The 15570-nt window shown below is 66.2% G+C and carries 12 protein-coding genes and 1 riboswitch; of the genes, 4 read left to right on the forward strand and 8 right to left on the reverse strand.

Going from position 1 to position 15570, the window contains the following annotated elements:
- Window positions 1–79 precede the first annotated feature (79 nt).
- Window positions 80–1831 (reverse strand): gamma-glutamyltransferase, encoded by a 1752-nt coding sequence (gene ggt, locus XH96_RS01255; protein ID WP_194390707.1) that lies wholly within the window; start codon window positions 1829–1831, stop codon window positions 80–82.
- 101 nt (window positions 1832–1932) lie between these two features.
- Here ggt and XH96_RS01260 point away from each other — a divergent pair, with 101 nt between their 5' ends.
- Window positions 1933–3318, forward strand: coding sequence for an MFS transporter (locus XH96_RS01260; RefSeq protein WP_194390708.1), 1386 nt, complete (start codon window positions 1933–1935; stop codon window positions 3316–3318).
- A 75-nt stretch (window positions 3319–3393) separates the two neighbouring features.
- On the opposite strand, the gene purH is transcribed toward XH96_RS01260, so the two are convergent.
- The 3 genes from purH to XH96_RS01275 form a co-directional block, all read right to left on the reverse strand.
- Window positions 3394–4986 carry a bifunctional phosphoribosylaminoimidazolecarboxamide formyltransferase/IMP cyclohydrolase gene (gene purH / locus XH96_RS01265; protein ID WP_194390709.1) on the reverse strand — a complete coding sequence of 531 codons (1593 nt, stop codon included), beginning with the start codon at window positions 4984–4986 and terminating at the stop codon, window positions 3394–3396.
- 25 nt (window positions 4987–5011) lie between these two features.
- Window positions 5012–5093, reverse strand: a riboswitch (ZMP/ZTP riboswitch).
- Between the two features lie 57 nt (window positions 5094–5150).
- A complete protein-coding gene (locus XH96_RS01270) occupies window positions 5151–6869 on the reverse strand; it encodes a heparinase II/III family protein (protein WP_194390710.1) in 1719 nt (572 codons plus the stop codon).
- A 157-nt stretch (window positions 6870–7026) separates the two neighbouring features.
- Window positions 7027–8373: an RsmB/NOP family class I SAM-dependent RNA methyltransferase gene (locus XH96_RS01275; protein ID WP_194390711.1), complete on the reverse strand. Its 1347-nt coding sequence runs from the start codon at window positions 8371–8373 to the stop codon at window positions 7027–7029.
- A gap of 188 nt (window positions 8374–8561) precedes the next feature.
- Here XH96_RS01275 and XH96_RS01280 point away from each other — a divergent pair, with 188 nt between their 5' ends.
- Complete coding sequence (locus XH96_RS01280; protein WP_194390712.1) at window positions 8562–8762, forward strand: DUF1674 domain-containing protein; 201 nt, start codon at window positions 8562–8564, stop codon at window positions 8760–8762.
- A gap of 70 nt (window positions 8763–8832) precedes the next feature.
- Window positions 8833–9423 carry a thermonuclease family protein gene (locus tag XH96_RS01285; RefSeq protein ID WP_194390713.1) on the forward strand — a complete coding sequence of 197 codons (591 nt, stop codon included), beginning with the start codon at window positions 8833–8835 and terminating at the stop codon, window positions 9421–9423.
- Window positions 9424–9474: 51 nt separating this feature from the next.
- Here XH96_RS01285 and XH96_RS01290 read toward each other — a convergent pair whose 3' ends face one another.
- Together XH96_RS01290 and acs are read right to left on the reverse strand one after the other, a co-directional pair.
- On the reverse strand, window positions 9475–9990 hold the full coding sequence (locus tag XH96_RS01290; RefSeq protein WP_194390714.1) for a L,D-transpeptidase: 516 nt from the start codon (window positions 9988–9990) through the stop codon (window positions 9475–9477).
- 435 nt (window positions 9991–10425) lie between these two features.
- On the reverse strand, window positions 10426–12372 hold the full coding sequence (acs, locus tag XH96_RS01295; RefSeq protein WP_194390715.1) for an acetate--CoA ligase: 1947 nt from the start codon (window positions 12370–12372) through the stop codon (window positions 10426–10428).
- A gap of 400 nt (window positions 12373–12772) precedes the next feature.
- On the opposite strand from acs, the gene XH96_RS01300 reads away from it, so the two are divergent.
- Complete coding sequence (locus XH96_RS01300) at window positions 12773–13939, forward strand: DNA topoisomerase IB (RefSeq protein ID WP_194390716.1); 1167 nt, start codon at window positions 12773–12775, stop codon at window positions 13937–13939.
- A 116-nt stretch (window positions 13940–14055) separates the two neighbouring features.
- On the opposite strand, the gene XH96_RS01305 is transcribed toward XH96_RS01300, so the two are convergent.
- Window positions 14056–14469: an EVE domain-containing protein gene (locus tag XH96_RS01305; protein WP_028177029.1), complete on the reverse strand. Its 414-nt coding sequence runs from the start codon at window positions 14467–14469 to the stop codon at window positions 14056–14058.
- A gap of 118 nt (window positions 14470–14587) precedes the next feature.
- Window positions 14588–15568, reverse strand: coding sequence for an NAD(P)H-dependent glycerol-3-phosphate dehydrogenase (locus XH96_RS01310; RefSeq protein WP_194390717.1), 981 nt, complete (start codon window positions 15566–15568; stop codon window positions 14588–14590).
- Between the last annotated feature and the right edge of the window lie 2 nt (window positions 15569–15570).

Below are 15570 nucleotides of genomic sequence, written 5' to 3' on the forward strand. Positions count from 1 at the left end.
TTGCTTTGGCCGGGCGGTGGTAACACGCACGCCGGCCTGCGCAAGCCGGCGCGCGCTGCCGTGCCATGCAGAGAGCGGGCTACTGCCCCGCTGCTTCCGCACCGCGCGTTCGCAGATCGGCCGCGCCAAGCAATCCGTTCGGCGTCACGAGAATCGAATTCGCCGATGTCTGCCCCATCGGCTCGACGACGAGGTGGCCCTTGGCCTTCAATGCGAGCAGCACGTCGTCGGGAAAGCCGCGCTCGACGCGCACCTCATCCGGTAGCCATTGGTGATGCAGCCGCGGCGTTGAGACGGCGGCCGCAACATCCATCTTGTAGTCGAGCACGTTCACGATCACCTGGAGCACGGTCGAGATGATGCGGCTGCCGCCGGGGGAGCCGGTCACCAGCACCGGCTTGCCGTCCTTCAGCACGATGGTCGGCGACATCGACGAGAGCGGCCGTTTGCCTGGGCCTGGCAGGTTTGCCTCGAAGCCGACGAGGCCATAGGCATTGGAAGCGCCGACTGCCGCGGTGAAATCGTCGAGCTCGTTGTTGAGCAGCACGCCGGTGCCGTCGGCGACGAGGCCGACACCATAGCTGAAGTTCAGCGTATAAGTGTTGCTGACGGCGTTGCCGCGACTGTCGACGACGGAAAAATGCGTCGTGTTGCTGCCCTCGCGCGGTGCGGCAGAAGCGGACACGAGCTCCTTCGACGGCGTGGCGCGTTCGGCAGAAATGCCCGCGCGCAGCCTGGTGGCGTAGTCCTTGGCGATCAGCGTCTCGATCGGTGCGTTGACGAAGGCGGGATCGCCGAGATAGCGCGCGCGATCGGCATAGGCGCGCTTCATGGCCTCGATCAGCAGATGCAGCGATGCCGGCGATCCTTGCTTCAAATCGGCAAGTTGAAAGCCTTCGAGGATGTTGAGCGTTTCCAGCAGTACCACCCCACCGGACGAAGGCAGCGGCATCGACACGATGTCGTAGCCGCGATAGGTGCCGCGTACCGGCGCGCGGATGACCGGCTGATAGGCCTTGAGGTCGGCCGGCGTCATGATCCCGCCGGCATCGGTCACGGCCTTGGCGAGTTTCTCGGCGACCTCCCCCTCATAGAAGCCGCGCGGCCCCCGTGCGGCGACGGCCGACAGCGTTTCGGCGAGATCGCCCTGCACCAGCCGGTCGCCTTCGCCAAGCGGCGTGCCGTCAGGTCGCGAGAAGATTCTGGCCGAGGAGGGCCAGCGCGCCAGCCGCGGGTGCCAGCTCGGCAGCGTATCGGCGATGTCGTCGCCGACGATGAAGCCATCGCGTGCGAGCGCGATGGCGGGCGCGAGCAGTTGCGCCAGCGTGAACCGGCCGGAGCCGTATTTGTCCAATGCCAGCGCGAGGCCCGCGACCGTGCCGGGAACGCCGACGCCGAGCGCGGAATCCCGTGACTTCGTCGTGTCAGGCTTGCCATCAGCGCCGAGGAATATCTGCGGCGTGGTCGCAGCCGGCGCGGTCTCGCGATAGTCGATCGTGATGTCTTCGTTGCGATCGGCGGAATGGATCACCATGAAGCCGCCGCCGCCGATATTGCCGGCGCGTGGGTAGGTTACGGCCATCGCAAAGCCGGTTGCGACCGCAGCGTCGACCGCATTGCCGCCGCGCCGCAGGATGTCGGCGCCGATCTGCGCGGAGATCTTCTCCTGAGCCACCACCATGCCGTGCTCGGCGGCGACGGCGCGCACCGTGTCGCGCGCGGGCGGCACGTAGCCCCGCCGCGCATCCTGAGCGGTCGCGCTAGCGAGACTGAACGCCAGGGTGGCTACGAAGGCGAAGAATGTCCGCCGTGTCGAATGTGATGACATCATCAAAATTTCCGCCGCGGCCTCGGGCCAGTTCACACGCCTCGCTGCAATGCTATACGGTTTGCCCCAACAGGGACAAAACTGTTCGTGATAAGGACTGCGGGATGACGACGATTGCCCCCGATGTGCGGATGGCCAGCGCGCCGCGGACCTATCCGCCGCGCGCCGCCGTCGTCGGCTGGATCTTCTTCGACTGGGCCGCGCAGCCTTATTTCACGCTGATCACGACCTTTGTGTTCGCCCCCTATTTCGCGACCAGCGTTGCGCCAAATCCCGCCACCGGCCAGTCGCTGTGGGGTTTTGCGATGGCCGCCGCGGGCCTTGCGATCGCGCTGCTGTCACCGGTGCTGGGGGCGATCGCCGACGCGGCTGGCCGCAGGAAACCATGGATCGCAGGTTTCGGCGTGGTGCTGGTGCTGGCATCCTGCACGCTGTGGATCGGCAAGCCCGGCGACTACGCCATCATTCCGTTGCTGCTCACCGCGGTTGCGCTCGCCAGCGTCGGTGCGGAGTTCGCCACCCTCTTCAACAATGCGATGATGCCGACCCTTGTGCCGCCGGAGCGCATCGGCCGGCTCTCCGGCACCGGCTGGGCTACCGGCTACGTCGGCGGCATCGTCAGCCTGATCATCGTGCTCGGTTTTCTCGCCGCCAATCCCGAGACCGGTCGCACGTTGCTCGGCTTCACACCGTTGTTCGGGCTCGATCCCGCGACTCATCAGGGCGACCGCGCTGCCGGACCGTTGACCGGGCTATGGTTCATCATCTTCGTGATGCCGATGTTCCTGTTCACGCCGGATTATCCGGCGAAGCGCCCGTTGCGCGAGGCGCTGCGCGAAGGACTGTCCGAGCTGAAGCGATCGATCAACGGCCTGCCCAGGCGGAAGTCGCTCGCGGCATTCCTGCTCGCCAACATGATCTACACCGATGGTCTGGTGTCGCTGTTCGCGTTTGGCGGCATCTATGCCGCCGGTACGTTCGGCTGGCACACGATCCAGATCGGCACCTTCGGCATCATGCTCGCGATCGCCGGCGCGTTCGGCGCATGGCTCGGCGGCAAGCTCGACGATCGTCTCGGGCCGAAGCGCGTCATCGCCGGCAGTCTGCTGGTCCTGCTGCTGTCGGTGGCCGCGATCCTTCTGGTCGACAAGGACAGTGTCCTGTTCGTCCAGGTCGCACCGCCGCAAGCAGGCGCTCCCCTGTTCTGGAGCGCGGCGGAGCGCGCCTATCTCGTGCTGGGCTGCCTGATCGGTGCCGCCGGCGGCCCGCTCCAGGCCGCCTCCCGCACATTGTTGATCCGCCTCGCACCGAAGGATCGCATCGCGCAGTATTTCGGCCTGTTCGCATTGACCGGGAAGGTGACATCCTTCATCGGCCCGCTCTTGATCGGCATGATCACCGCCGTGACCGCAAGCCAGAAGGCCGGCATGGCCGTGCTGGTGGTGTTCTTCGTTGCAGGACTGGGGCTGCTGATGCGGGTACGGGAGTAGCATCCCGACCGTCATTCCGGGGCATCGCGGAGCGATGAACCCGGAATCCCGAGATTGTCACGCGAGATTCCGGGCTCAATGCCTGAAGTGCCGCGTGCCCGTGAACACCATGGCGATGCCGTGCTCGTCGGCGGCCTTGATCACCTCGTCGTCGCGCATCGAGCCGCCGGGCTGCACCACGGCGGTGGCGCCGGCCTCGATGCAGGCGAGCATGCCGTCGGCGAACGGGAAGAACGCATCCGATGCCACCACCGAGCCCTTGGTGAGCGGCTCTGCGAGCTTCAGCTCAGCTGCGGCATCCTGCGCCTTGCGCGCGGCAATGCGGGCTGAATCCACCCGGCTCATCTGGCCCGCGCCGATGCCGACGGTGGCGAGATCCTTGGCGTAGATGATGGTGTTGGACTTGACGTGCTTGGCCACGCGGAATGCGAACTTGAGATCGCGCATCTCGGCATCGGTTGGCGCCCGCCTGGTCACGACCTTGAAGGTCATGTCGTCGACCACGGCGTTGTCGCGGCTCTGCACCAGCAGGCCGCCGGCCACCGTCTTGGCGGTCAGGCCCGGCGCACGCGGATCGGGCAGGCTGCCGGCGAGCAGCAGGCGGAGGTTCTTCTTGCCGCCGATGATGGCGATCGCCTCCTCGCTGGCGTCGGGCGCGATGATGACCTCGGTGAAGATCTTGGTGATCTCGCGGGCGGTGTCGGCATCGAGCGGACGGTTCATCGCAATGATGCCGCCGAACGCAGAGGTGGAATCGCAGGCTAGCGCCTTGCGATAAGCGTCGACGAGGCTGGAGCCTTCCGCGACGCCGCAGGGATTGGCGTGCTTGACGATGACGCAGGCCGCGGTGCGCTTGGCGTCGAACTCGCCGATGCATTCATAGGCCGCATCGGTGTCGTTGATGTTGTTGTAGGACAGTTCCTTGCCCTGGAGCTGCCGTGCGGTCGAGACGCCCGGGCGCTTGTCGGGCGTCGCGTAGAACGCCGCGGTCTGGTGCGGGTTCTCGCCATAGCGCAGCGACTGGATCAGCCGGCCGCCGAAGGCGCGGAAGTCGGGCGCGTCGATCTCGAGCTGACGGTTGAACCAGTTCGAGATCGCGGCATCATACGCCGCGGTGCGGGCATAGGCCTTCGCGGCAAGGCGCCGGCGCAGCTTCAGCGTGGTCGCGCCGTTGTTGGCGGCCAGCTCGTCGAGCACGGCCTGATAGTCCTGCGCCTCGACCACGACGGCGACGTCGTCATGATTCTTGGCGGCGGCACGGATCATTGCAGGTCCGCCGATGTCGATGTTCTCGATGCAATCCTCGAAGCCCGCGCCATTCTCGACGGTCGCTTCGAACGGATAGAGATTGACGACGAGGAGATCGATCGGCGCGATGCCATGCGTCTTCATCGCGTCGGCATGGTCCTTGTTGTCGCGGATCGCGAGCAGGCCGCCATGCACCTTCGGATGCAGCGTCTTGACGCGGCCGTCCATCATCTCGGGGAAGCCGGTCAGCTCGGACACGTCCTTCACCTTGAGGCCGGCGGCGGCAATGGCCTTGGCGGTGCCGCCGGTCGAGACCAGCTCGACATCGTGCGCGGCAAGCGCCTTTGCGAATTCGATCAGGCCGGTCTTGTCGGAAACGGAAAGGAGAGCGCGGGTGACGCGGCGGGGACGGTCAGTCATGAGCAAGATCCTCTGTCTTAAGGAGTGTCTATGCCCAGGCGCGCGGCGGATGTATCCCGCGCTTCCCGATGGTGCTCCATCCAAGGTCGCCAGTCGCGCGAGCGCGTGTTCGTTAGCAGCTTTTGCCCGTTTTCACAACGACGAGATGCATTGAATTCGCGCGACTACAGCGGAAGTTCCGGCTCGCGGCGAGCGTTGCGGCGGGCGTTGGTGACGGCCGGCGAGGCGGTGGAGCGGACAAAGCTCCAGCGGATCGAGGGCGCCTGCCGCGCGTCCTGACGGATCACGATCTGGGCGGTGCGGCGCGGGCCGTCATTGCCGGCCAGGAACACGCTGTCCTCGAGGTCGACCTTGTCGTCGAGCGCCTCGAAGGTCCAGACGTCGCGGTTCGGCAGCACCAGCATCACGCCGCGGGCATCCGAGAGCCGGCTCGCCTTCACCGCCGGATGCAGATGGAAGCGCAGCGCGAAATCGGCATCCGCGCCCTTGAAGCGTCGGCCCTGCGGCGGCGAGAGCGTGTCCTCGCCATCGATGCGTGCGCCGTCATTGGCGATCATCAGCACGCGACGGTGGATTGCCCCGAACTTGGCGAGGTAGCCGTCATGCGATGTGGTGAGCAGCGTGCCGTTCTGCATGATCTCGCGATAGCTCTCGACCTCGACGGGACCGCTGGTGATGGGCGCGCCGTGCAGGAGCCGCTTCATCGCCGACATCTCGACGAACTGGCATGACGAGGTCTCGTGATAGGTCAGCGTCGAATGCGCCGCCGTGCTGCGTGCGAACGGTCGCCAATTGTCGCGGCCCGTGGTCGGCATGCCGCAATTGGTGACGATGCGGCTGATGCCGGACGACAGTTCGAACGACAGGCAGCCGGCGTGGGCGTCGTGGCTGACGCCGGCCGGCGGCGGCGGGCCGGTGTCGATGATCAGCGTGGTCTGGCCGGCATCGAGGCGCTGGAAGCCGGTATGCGGCATGTTCGCCATCGGCACGCCGTGGGTGTCGTCATAGGCGAGCAGCGTGGCGAGCAGGTCCGAAGAGGTCGCGCTCATGCCGTTGAACAGGGCGAAATTGCCGTCGCCGTGCCGGAAGAAGCGCAGCATCGGCATCATGCGATCGATCGCGTTGAGCAGCGCCGGCGGCGGCGCGATGTTGCGCGCGGCGAAGGTCTGCCGCAGTGGCAGCAGGTCGATCAGGAGTTCGATCAGCGCGCCCGGGTTGCGGGAGATGTGGCCACCGTCGGGCAGGATCTGCCGCTGCAATTCGTCCGACAGCTTCTTCGAGGCGCTCCGGATGTGTCGCGCCTGGTTGGCGAGACACAGGGCCGCGTAGCACAGCGCGATCAGCACCTGGAGCTTCGGCACCCCGTCCGGAATGTCGACCATGGCGTAGCGCAGGAATCGGATCTCGCGGGCCAAGGCGCGCAGATAACGGCGATAGAACTTGTTGTCGGTCTCGCCCAGCACCAGCGGCGCCTGCGACAGCAGCGAGATCACGCGTCTGGCCAGCACGTCTGCGCGGCGCGCGACCGGGCGGCGCTTGTTGGCGGGGTTGGCGATCCAGTCCTCGATGAGTGCGCGCGCATTCGCCCGCGTCAGCGCGGTGTCGGCGGCACGCAAATGACGCAACCAGCCGAAGCCGAGCAGCGCAACTTCCCAATCCTCCGACGGCGGCTCGAGATCGAAGATCGAGCGGCCGTGGCAATTGACGATCTTGCCGGCGAAGACGAACCGGCCGGCATAGATTTCCGCGGCGCGGGTCGCGTCCGCGGTGCGCAGGTCGTGCGGTGCGATGATCAGCCGATCGGTGCGGCCGGGCCAGACCCGCGACAGCGCAACGGAACCGCCGCTCGCGCGCGCGAGCATGTTCCGCGCGAAGCGGTTCATGACCAGCGTCGAGATATGTCTGCGTTGAGCGACCGACACGCCTTGCCTTGAAGGGGGAGAGGATTAACGACGAATCCTTATTAATCCCAAAATCGGACGGCTGACACCACCTTGAACGGCGCGAATCAGCGTCGTGATCGCAAAATCCAGTGCAAAATCAGGATTTAACGAGCCGGGCCGCGAAAAATCCGTCGAGGCCGCCGAGCTTGGGATCGGCGTTCGGCAGATGGCAGGGCAAGGTGCGAAGATCGCCGTCCCGGTTAAGGATTTCGTCGAGGCCTGCGACCTCCGACGCGTCGATCGGAACACGGCGAAGCGCAGGCTCGGCGGCGAGCAGCGCCGCCACGGCCTGTTCGCCTTCCTCGGGTTCCAGCGAACAGGTGCAATAGACGAGCGTCCCGCCGGGCTTGAGCAGCGACACCGATTTTCGCAGCAGCCGCTGCTGCAGCGCCGCCAGCGCGGCGATGTCGGATTCCTGCCGCAGCCATGCCACGTCGGGATGACGGCGGATCGTGCCGGTCGAGGTGCAGGGCGCGTCGATCAGAATACCGTCGAAGGCCTCGGCCGGGCCGGCCCATTCCACGGCGTCAGCAACGACGGTCTCCGCCTGGAGCGACAGTCGCGCCAGGTTTTCGCGCAACCGCGCCACTCGCGCGGGCGAGCGGTCGATGGCCGTGACACGCGCGCCGGCATGCGCCAGCTGCGCGGTCTTGCCACCGGGGGCGGCGCAGAGATCGGCAATGGACTTGCCCTTGACGTCGCCGAACAGCCGGGCCGGCAAGGCGGCAGCGGCGTCCTGCACCCACCATTGTCCTTCGGCGAAGCCGGGCAGCATGGTCACCGAACCGTGCAGCAGCATCCGCACCGTTCCCGTCGGTAGTGTTTCGCCATGCAGGCGGCTCGCCCATTGCGCGGGATCGGACTTCACCGTCAGATCGAGCGAGGGCTCGTGGCCGAGCGCCAGCGCCATGTCGCGTGCGGTCGCCTCGCCATAATGCGCGCTCCAGCGTGCAAACAGCCATGGCGGCAGATCCAGCGATTGTGTCGCGACCTCCTCGATCAGCCCCTTGCCCTCGCGCGCGCAGCGGCGCAGCACGGCGTTGACGAGGCCGGCATAACGCGCGGCGCGGCGGTCGGATTGCACGAGGCGAACAGAGAGGTCGACCGCGGCGTGATCCGGCACGTCCATCCAGAGGATTTGCGCCGCGCCGATCAGGAGCGCGCTCTGCGCGCGGGGCGCATCGGAGGGAATACCCTTGTCGAGCAGGCGGGACAACACATGGCCCAAGGTGCCGAGCCGGCGCAGCACCGTGGCGACGAGGCGGCGCATCAGCGCGCGGTCGCGGTCGGCCAGCGTCTTCAGTCCGGGATGGGCGCCGCTGCCGTCGAGCTGGTCGTCGAGCGTGCGGTGCTTGTGCAGCACGCCGTCGACGATGTCGGCGGCAATCCGCCGTGCCGCAAGACCGGGCACTTCGGATGGAGGGACGAAACGTTGAGATGGCATGCGGAAGCAAGGTTCTGAGCGAGCGGCAGTTCCGCCGCAATGGCGCATGCCTCGAGAGACTGATCTCTGGCACGCGAATATGCCAAATGTAAGAATGGACCCTCGCGATTGCAGCCCGCAATGACCATTTCAGCAATGCGTTATTGGACCTCGCACTTCCCGTGATCCTGCGATAGGAACCCGCCGAGATGAGTGACCAACCCTCCCCTCCCGATCGCAAGCCGCTGTCGCCGGCCGCCCAGCGGGCGTTGGCCGAAGCCGAGGCGCGCCGGCAGGCTGCGGCGGCCGCGCGTGATGAAGCTGCGCCGAAGGAGTTGCAGGGACCAAAGGGGCCGGAGCCAACCCGCTACGGCGATTGGGAGCGCAACGGCATCGCTTCGGACTTTTGAGACGCCGCTTGACGCGCGCTCCTCATGAGCCATCTTGCCGGTTCAGCCGACTCAGCCCTAGCGTGCGCGGATGTCGCGCTTCGATCCCAGCCGTCCCTACCGGACTTCATACAGCGGCTCGCCGCTCGGCCGTCGTTTCTCCGGACTGTTGCCGTGGATGTTCGTGGTCGGCGTTGTGACGGCCGTCGTGCTCGGCTTCCGCCAGGGAACGATCTGGCCCATCCCGCATGTGGATGACGAACGGTCGCGCGATGCCGAGATCATCCTGAAGCAGTCCGGCGCGGCGGGTGTTCGTCAACCGGTCGAGGTCATTCGCACCGTCGACGGCGACACGTTTCTGGCGCGCGTGCACCAGCACAACGGCGGCGATCTCGTCGCACGTGTGCGGCTGCGCGGCATCGATGCGCCCGAACTGAAAGCGTCCTGCCAGGAGGAGCTGAACAAGGCCGAAGCTGCTGCCCGCGCGTTGCGCGATCTGCTCAGTCAGGGGGGCGTGACGATCACCAATCTCGGCCCCGACAAATACGGTCGCGTTCTCGCCGACGTCGCCACCCGAAAGACTGCGAGCGTTGCGGCGGCAATGCTCGCCGGCGGCTTTGTGCGCAGTTACAATGGCGGCCATCGCGACGGCTGGTGCGCGCGGGGCTGGCGCTTGTGGTAACAAGAAAGCCGCGTCGCAACACGCAGCTTTGATCTCGACTGATTCAGGCGATCAGCGCGTCACCACCACCGTCGTGCCGACGGAGACGCGGCTGTAGAGATCGGTGATGTCGTCGTTGAGCATGCGGATGCAGCCATAGGAGACGAAGCCGCCGATCGAGCCCGGCACGTTGGTGCCGTGGATGGCGTATTCGCCGCCGGCCAGCGTCATCGCCGCGACGCCCATCGGGTTGCGTGGCGAGCCGCCGGGAATGACGTCGGGGATATCAGGCTTGTCGCGCTTCACCTCGGCGGGCGGCGCCCAGGCCGGGTTGAGATACTTGCCCTCGATCTTCGTCGTGCCGGCCCATTGCTTGCCGGCCTTGCCGACGCCGACCGGATAGCGCACGGCGTGGCCGTTATCGAGGATGAGATAGAGCCGCCGCTCGCTTGTCTTGACCACGATGGTGCCCGGCGAATAGTCGGCGAGGTGTGCGCCCACCAGCTCCGGCCGCGCCTGTGCCGCGGTCGACATCAAGACCCCAACCCCGATGGTGGCGGCCAGCGCCACCGCAATCCTCATCGACATCGATGCTTCCCCTTGCCCAAACGGATCGTCCAAAAAATACACAGCACCCGGCAATCGTCGCCGCGCCAGGCCCTCGTTGGCGCTTATTCTTAACCGCGCCTGTTAACCGGATGGTTTCCGCGCGCGGCCGCCGAGGGCCTGCCGGCAGCGGGAACAAAGGAAATGTTCGAAACAAAGTAAATGACTTGAAAACAACACTTTCCGGGAAAGATGCCGGTCGCACGGGTGCGCGCGCTGACAAGAGCGTGAGGATGTGAACGGCTGTTGGCTGCTAGGGGGCGCGACACGCGCACTCGTGTCCCGGACAAGGCGCGGCGCGTAGCGCCGCGACGCTGAGCCGGGACCCAGCTCTTTACTTTGTGCGGATAGATGGGCCCGGCTCTGCAGCGCACCGCCGAAGAAGCGCTGCGCTGCGTCCGGGGCACGAGAGCGTCCTTACGCCGACTTCCGGTTCTGCCGGTTCTTGACGAGGTCGTCGACGACAGCGGGATCGGCCAGGGTCGAGGTGTCCCCTAAGCTGCCCGGCTCGTCCTCGGCGATCTTGCGCAGGATGCGGCGCATGATCTTGCCGGAGCGGGTCTTGGGCAGGCCCGGCGCGAACTGGATCTGGTCGGGCGAAGCGATCGGGCCGATCTCCTTGCGCACCCAGGTGACGAGCTCCTTGCGCAGATCCTCGGTCGGCTGGACGCCGGCCATCAGGGTGACATAGGCGTAGATGCCCTGGCCCTTGATGTCGTGCGGGAAGCCGACCACCGCCGCTTCCGAAACCTTCTCGTGCGCGACCAGTGCGCTCTCGACCTCCGCGGTGCCCATGCGATGGCCGGAGACGTTGATTACGTCGTCGACGCGGCCGGTGATCCAGTAATAGCCGTCGGCGTCGCGCCGGCAGCCGTCGCCGGTGAAGTACTTGCCCTTGTAGGTCGAGAAATAGGTCTGCTCGAAGCGGGCGTGATCGCCATAGACCGTGCGCATCTGGCCGGGCCAGGACCGCGTCAGGCAGAGATTGCCGGTGGTCTCGCCTTCCAGCACTTTGCCATCGGCGTCGACGATCTCGGGCACCACGCCGAAGAACGGCTGCGTCGCCGAGCCCGGCTTGAGCTTGGTCGCGCCCGGCAGTGGCGTGATCAGGATGCCGCCGGTCTCGGTCTGCCACCAGGTGTCGACGATCGGACAGCGGTCGTCGCCGACGACGCGGTGATACCACTCCCACGCTTCCGGATTGATCGGCTCACCGACCGAGCCGAGCAGGCGCAGGCTCGCGCGCGAGGTCTTCTTCACGGGCTCGTCGCCCGATTGCATCAGCGCGCGGATCGCGGTCGGCGCGGTGTAGAAGATGTTGACCTTGTGCTTGTCGATGACGTTCCAGAACCTGGAATTATCCGGGTAATTCGGCACACCTTCGAACATCAGCGTGGTCGCTCCGTTCGCCAGCGGCCCGTAGAGGATATAGCTGTGGCCGGTGACCCAGCCGACGTCGGCGGTGCACCAGTAGATGTCGCCGTCGTGATAGTCGAAGACGTATTGATGCGTCATCGCGGCGTACACGAGATAGCCGGCGGAGGTGTGCAGCACGCCCTTGGGCTGGCCGGTGGAGCCCGAGGTATAGAGGATGAACAGCGGGTCCTCGGCATGCATGTGCTCGACCGGGCATTCCGTCGTCACCATCGCGGCCGCCTCGTGGTACCAGAGGTCGCGGGTCGGGTTCATGTCGACCTTGCCGCCGGTGCGTTTGACCACCACGACCCAGTCGACGCCGTCGGCCTTGGCGAGCGCCGCGTCGACATTGGCCTTCAGCGGCACCTTCTTGCCGCCGCGCAGGCCTTCGTCCGCGGTGATGATGACCTTGGACTGGCAGTCGTTGATGCGCTGGGCGAGGCTGTCCGGCGAGAAGCCCGCGAACACGACCGAGTGGATCGCGCCGATGCGTGCGCAGGCGAGCATCGCATAGGCGGCCTCGGGAATCATCGGCAGGTAGATGGTGACGCGGTCGCCCTTCTTGACGTTGCGGGTGCGCAGGATGTTGGCCATCCGGCAGACCTCGTCGTGCAGCTCCTGATAGGTGATGTGCTTTGACTGCGAGGGATCGTCGCCTTCCCAGATGATCGCGGTCTGGCTGGCGCGCGTGTGAAGATGCCGGTCGATGCAATTGTGGGCGACGTTGAGGACGCCGTCCTCGAACCATTTGATCGAGATGTTGCCGGGCGCGAACGAGACGTTCTCGATTTTCGTCGGCGCCTTCATCCAGTCGATGCGCTTGGCCTGCTCTGCCCAGAAGCCGTTCGGGTCCGAGATCGAGCGGGCGTACATCTCCTTGTACTTGGCCTGGTCGACCCAGGCGCGCTTCGCCCACTCCGCGGGGACGTCGTAGATCTTCTCGGACATGCTTCCCTCCACATGCGGCAGGCCGAACGCCAGCGACCGGCGAGCCGACTTGATCATTGACTGATTATGCGTCGGGCTAACCGGACCCGACAAGGAGCACAAGCTGGACCTTCGGCGGGCCTCCGGCCATGCGGAAGATCAAGGCCACCTGCCGCAACTGTCGCAGATCTGAAACAGGCCCGGGGCGGCCTTCGGGCCTTTACCCAAATCCCCCGGAACCGGCCCGCGCAGAGGCCCATGCACCCGATAGAGGTATTCAAAGACCTTTCCTCACTGATTCGGGACTCGCAATACGGTTCGGAACACCCTAAATGGCCAACCCGGGTCCAAAGAGACCCCTCGGAACAAAAATCAGAACAGCGGCATTGACCGATAACAGGCAGGGCTAAGGCGTAACATTATGATGGATCAGCAGAATCCCGGGACGATGCGGCCCGCTTCAGCCGATCCTGCGGCCATTGCCCTGGCCAAAGCCCTCGGACAATGGCCCAAACCGGCCACTTTCAGGCGCTCCAGCCCGAAAAAGACCTTCGATACGGCGCCGGCGACGGTCGAGGCACTCGCCAGGGAGCACGGCTTGCGGCTCGGCGACCAGAACGAGCTGACCATCCGGCGCGTCAAGCGCGGCAAGAGCTACTCCTTCGTCCGTCCCAACGGCGCGCATATCCGCGACGCCCGCACCATCCGCCGGCTGCACGCGATGGCGGTGCCGCCGGCCTATCGCGAGGTGCGTTACTCCGCCGATCCCAACTCGCACCTCCAGGCGGTGGGCCGCGATGCCGCGGGCCGGCTGCAATATCGCTATCACGCCGATTGGGAGAAGGTCCGCGAGCACCGCAAGGCGCATCGCCTGGAGAAGCTCGTCGGCGCACTGCCAAAAATCCGGCGCAAGGTCTCTGCGTTCCTGTCGGGCGACGAGCCGACGCGCGAGTTCGCACTCTCGGCCGTGATCGAGCTGATCGCGCGCACCGCGATCCGTCCCGGCAACGAATCCTATGCCCGCCTTAACGGTACCCGCGGCGCCACCACGCTGCTGAAGTCCAACGTCATGCTCGAAGACGACTGCTTCGTGCTGACCTTCAAGGCAAAGGGCGGCAAGGCGGTGCGGAAGGAGTGCGACGCGGCCAAGCTTGTGCGCGCCATCGGCATCCTGCAGGGCGTCCCCGGCAAGCGCATGTTCCAGTATCGCGATGCCTATGGCATCGTGCGCGCGGTCAACACCACCCAGGTGAATGCGTTTCTGCGCGAGATCGCCGGCATCAAGATCTCGCTGAAGGATTTTCGCACGCTGATGGCGTCCGCCGTCGTCGTGGAATCGCTGTCGCGGATCACGCCGGCGACCAGCCAGCGCGGCCGCAAGAAGCAGGTGCTGGACGCGATCCGCGCCGCGGCGGACAAGCTCTCCAACACGCCGGCGATCTGCCGCAAGAGCTACGTCCACGATACCATCGTCACCGCGTTCGAGGAGGGCATCCTCGAGCGCTTCGCCGCGACCATGAAGGGCCAGCGCTCCCAGGCGAGGCGCGAGCAGCTTCTGGCGCAGGTGGTGGCGACCGCCGCGGTGTGATGGCGATGCTGTAGAGTGGGCAAAGCGAAGCGTGCCCACCGTCGATCATCACGGAAGAATGGTGAGCACGGCGGCTTGCGCCTTTGCCCACTCTACGAGAGCTACATCCGCGACGACTACACCCCGCCCATCTTGCAGACGAGCTTCCACTCCTCCGCCGTCACCGGCTGCACCGACAGGCGCGAATATTTCACCAGCGCCATGCCTTCGAGCTTCTTCTCGGCCTTGACCGCGGCCATCGTCACCGGCGTCTTCAACGGCTTGTCGGCCTTGATGTCGACGCAGACGAACTTGCCGGTCTTGTCGGTCGGATCGGGATAGGCTTCCTTGATGATCTCTGCGATCCCGACGATCTCCTTGCCCTCGTTGGAATGATAGAAGAACGCCTTGTCGCCCTTCTTCATATTCACGAGGTTCTGGCGCGCGGTGAAATTGCGCACACCGGTCCAGGCCTCGCCCTTGGCGCCCTTCGCGACCTGCTGGTCCCAGGACCACACCGACGGTTCGGATTTCACGAGCCAGTAGTTCATGACAACGCGCCCTATCCATTCGTCATGGCCGGGCTTGTCCCGGCCACCCACGTCTTTGTCACCAGTTCAATATCAAGACGTGGATGCCCGCGACAAGCGCGGGCATGACGAGAAGACGTCATTCCTCTGCCTTGAAGGGGCGGGTCATCAGCCCCGAGATCGCGGCATCGATCGTGCTTCGGCCGCTCAGGATTGCCGCGACCGCTTCCGATACCGGCAACTCGATGTGTTGCGAAGCTGCGAGTTCGATCAGCACAGGTGCCGTGAACTCTCCCTCGGCGAGCTTGCCGGCGGGAGGCTGCTCGCCGCGCCCGAGCGCAAGTCCGAGCGCGAAGTTGCGCGATTGCGGGCTCGCGCAGGTCAGGATCAAGTCGCCGAGGCCGGACAGGCCGGTGAGCGTCTCGCTGCGCGCGCCGAGCGCGCGGCCGAGGCGGGTGAGCTCGGCAAAGCCGCGCGTCGTGAGCGCCGCCTGCGCGGAGGCGCCAAGCTTGCGTCCGACCGCGATGCCGACTGCGATCGCCAGCACGTTCTTGGCCGCACCGCCGATCTCGACACCCCGGATGTCCGTGGAGTGATACGGCCGGAATGTCGGCGAGCCCAGCGCCTGCACGAGCGCGCGTGCCAGCGCCTCATCGCTTGCCGCCAGGGTCACCGCCGTCGGCAGGCCGCGCGCGACGTCGTCGGCAAAGCTCGGGCCCGACAGGATCGCCGGCTGCGCGTGCGGCGCCGCCTCCGCGATCACGTCGGTCATGAACTTATGGGTGCCGTGCTCGATGCCCTTGGCGCAAGCGACGATCGGTACCGGTCTCGCCAGATGCGATGCCAGCATGTTGACGGCGCCACGCAGATGCTGCGCAGGCGTTGCGATCAGCAGCATGTCGGCGCGCGCGGCCAGCGCCAGCTCGCCCGTGACGACAATCTCCGGAGCGAGCCGCACGCCGGGTAGCCGCGGATTGTCGCGGCTCGACGCAATCCGCGCGGCATGCTCCGCATTGCGAGCCCAGAGCGTGACACTCCGCCCGGCTCGCGCTGCCACCGTGGCCAGCGCCGTACCCCAGGCGCCCGCGCCGATCACCGCGACGGATTGCAGCGCGGCCATCG

The sequence above is a fragment of the Bradyrhizobium sp. CCBAU 51765 genome (assembly GCF_015291725.1).
GTDB lineage: Bacteria > Pseudomonadota > Alphaproteobacteria > Rhizobiales > Xanthobacteraceae > Bradyrhizobium > Bradyrhizobium liaoningense.

Bases quoted from the DNA above. Each gene is read 5' to 3' on its own strand.
- XH96_RS01270 (WP_194390710.1), bottom strand. From the start codon at position 6,869: ATGAACCGCTTCGCGCGGAACATGCTCGCGCGCGCGAGCGGCGGTTCC.
- XH96_RS01290 (WP_194390714.1), bottom strand. From the start codon at position 9,990: ATGTCGATGAGGATTGCGGTGGCGCTGGCCGCCACCATCGGGGTTGGG.
- XH96_RS01285 (WP_194390713.1), top strand. From the start codon at position 8,833: ATGTCGCGCTTCGATCCCAGCCGTCCCTACCGGACTTCATACAGCGGC.
- XH96_RS01280 (WP_194390712.1), top strand. From the start codon at position 8,562: ATGAGTGACCAACCCTCCCCTCCCGATCGCAAGCCGCTGTCGCCGGCC.
- XH96_RS01300 (WP_194390716.1), top strand. From the start codon at position 12,773: ATGATGGATCAGCAGAATCCCGGGACGATGCGGCCCGCTTCAGCCGAT.
- XH96_RS01275 (WP_194390711.1), bottom strand. From the start codon at position 8,373: ATGCCATCTCAACGTTTCGTCCCTCCATCCGAAGTGCCCGGTCTTGCG.
- ggt (WP_194390707.1), bottom strand. From the start codon at position 1,831: ATGATGTCATCACATTCGACACGGCGGACATTCTTCGCCTTCGTAGCC.
- XH96_RS01305 (WP_028177029.1), bottom strand. From the start codon at position 14,469: ATGAACTACTGGCTCGTGAAATCCGAACCGTCGGTGTGGTCCTGGGAC.
- acs (WP_194390715.1), bottom strand. From the start codon at position 12,372: ATGTCCGAGAAGATCTACGACGTCCCCGCGGAGTGGGCGAAGCGCGCC.
- XH96_RS01310 (WP_194390717.1), bottom strand. From the start codon at position 15,568: ATGGCCGCGCTGCAATCCGTCGCGGTGATCGGCGCGGGCGCCTGGGGT.
- purH (WP_194390709.1), bottom strand. From the start codon at position 4,986: ATGACTGACCGTCCCCGCCGCGTCACCCGCGCTCTCCTTTCCGTTTCC.
- XH96_RS01260 (WP_194390708.1), top strand. From the start codon at position 1,933: ATGACGACGATTGCCCCCGATGTGCGGATGGCCAGCGCGCCGCGGACC.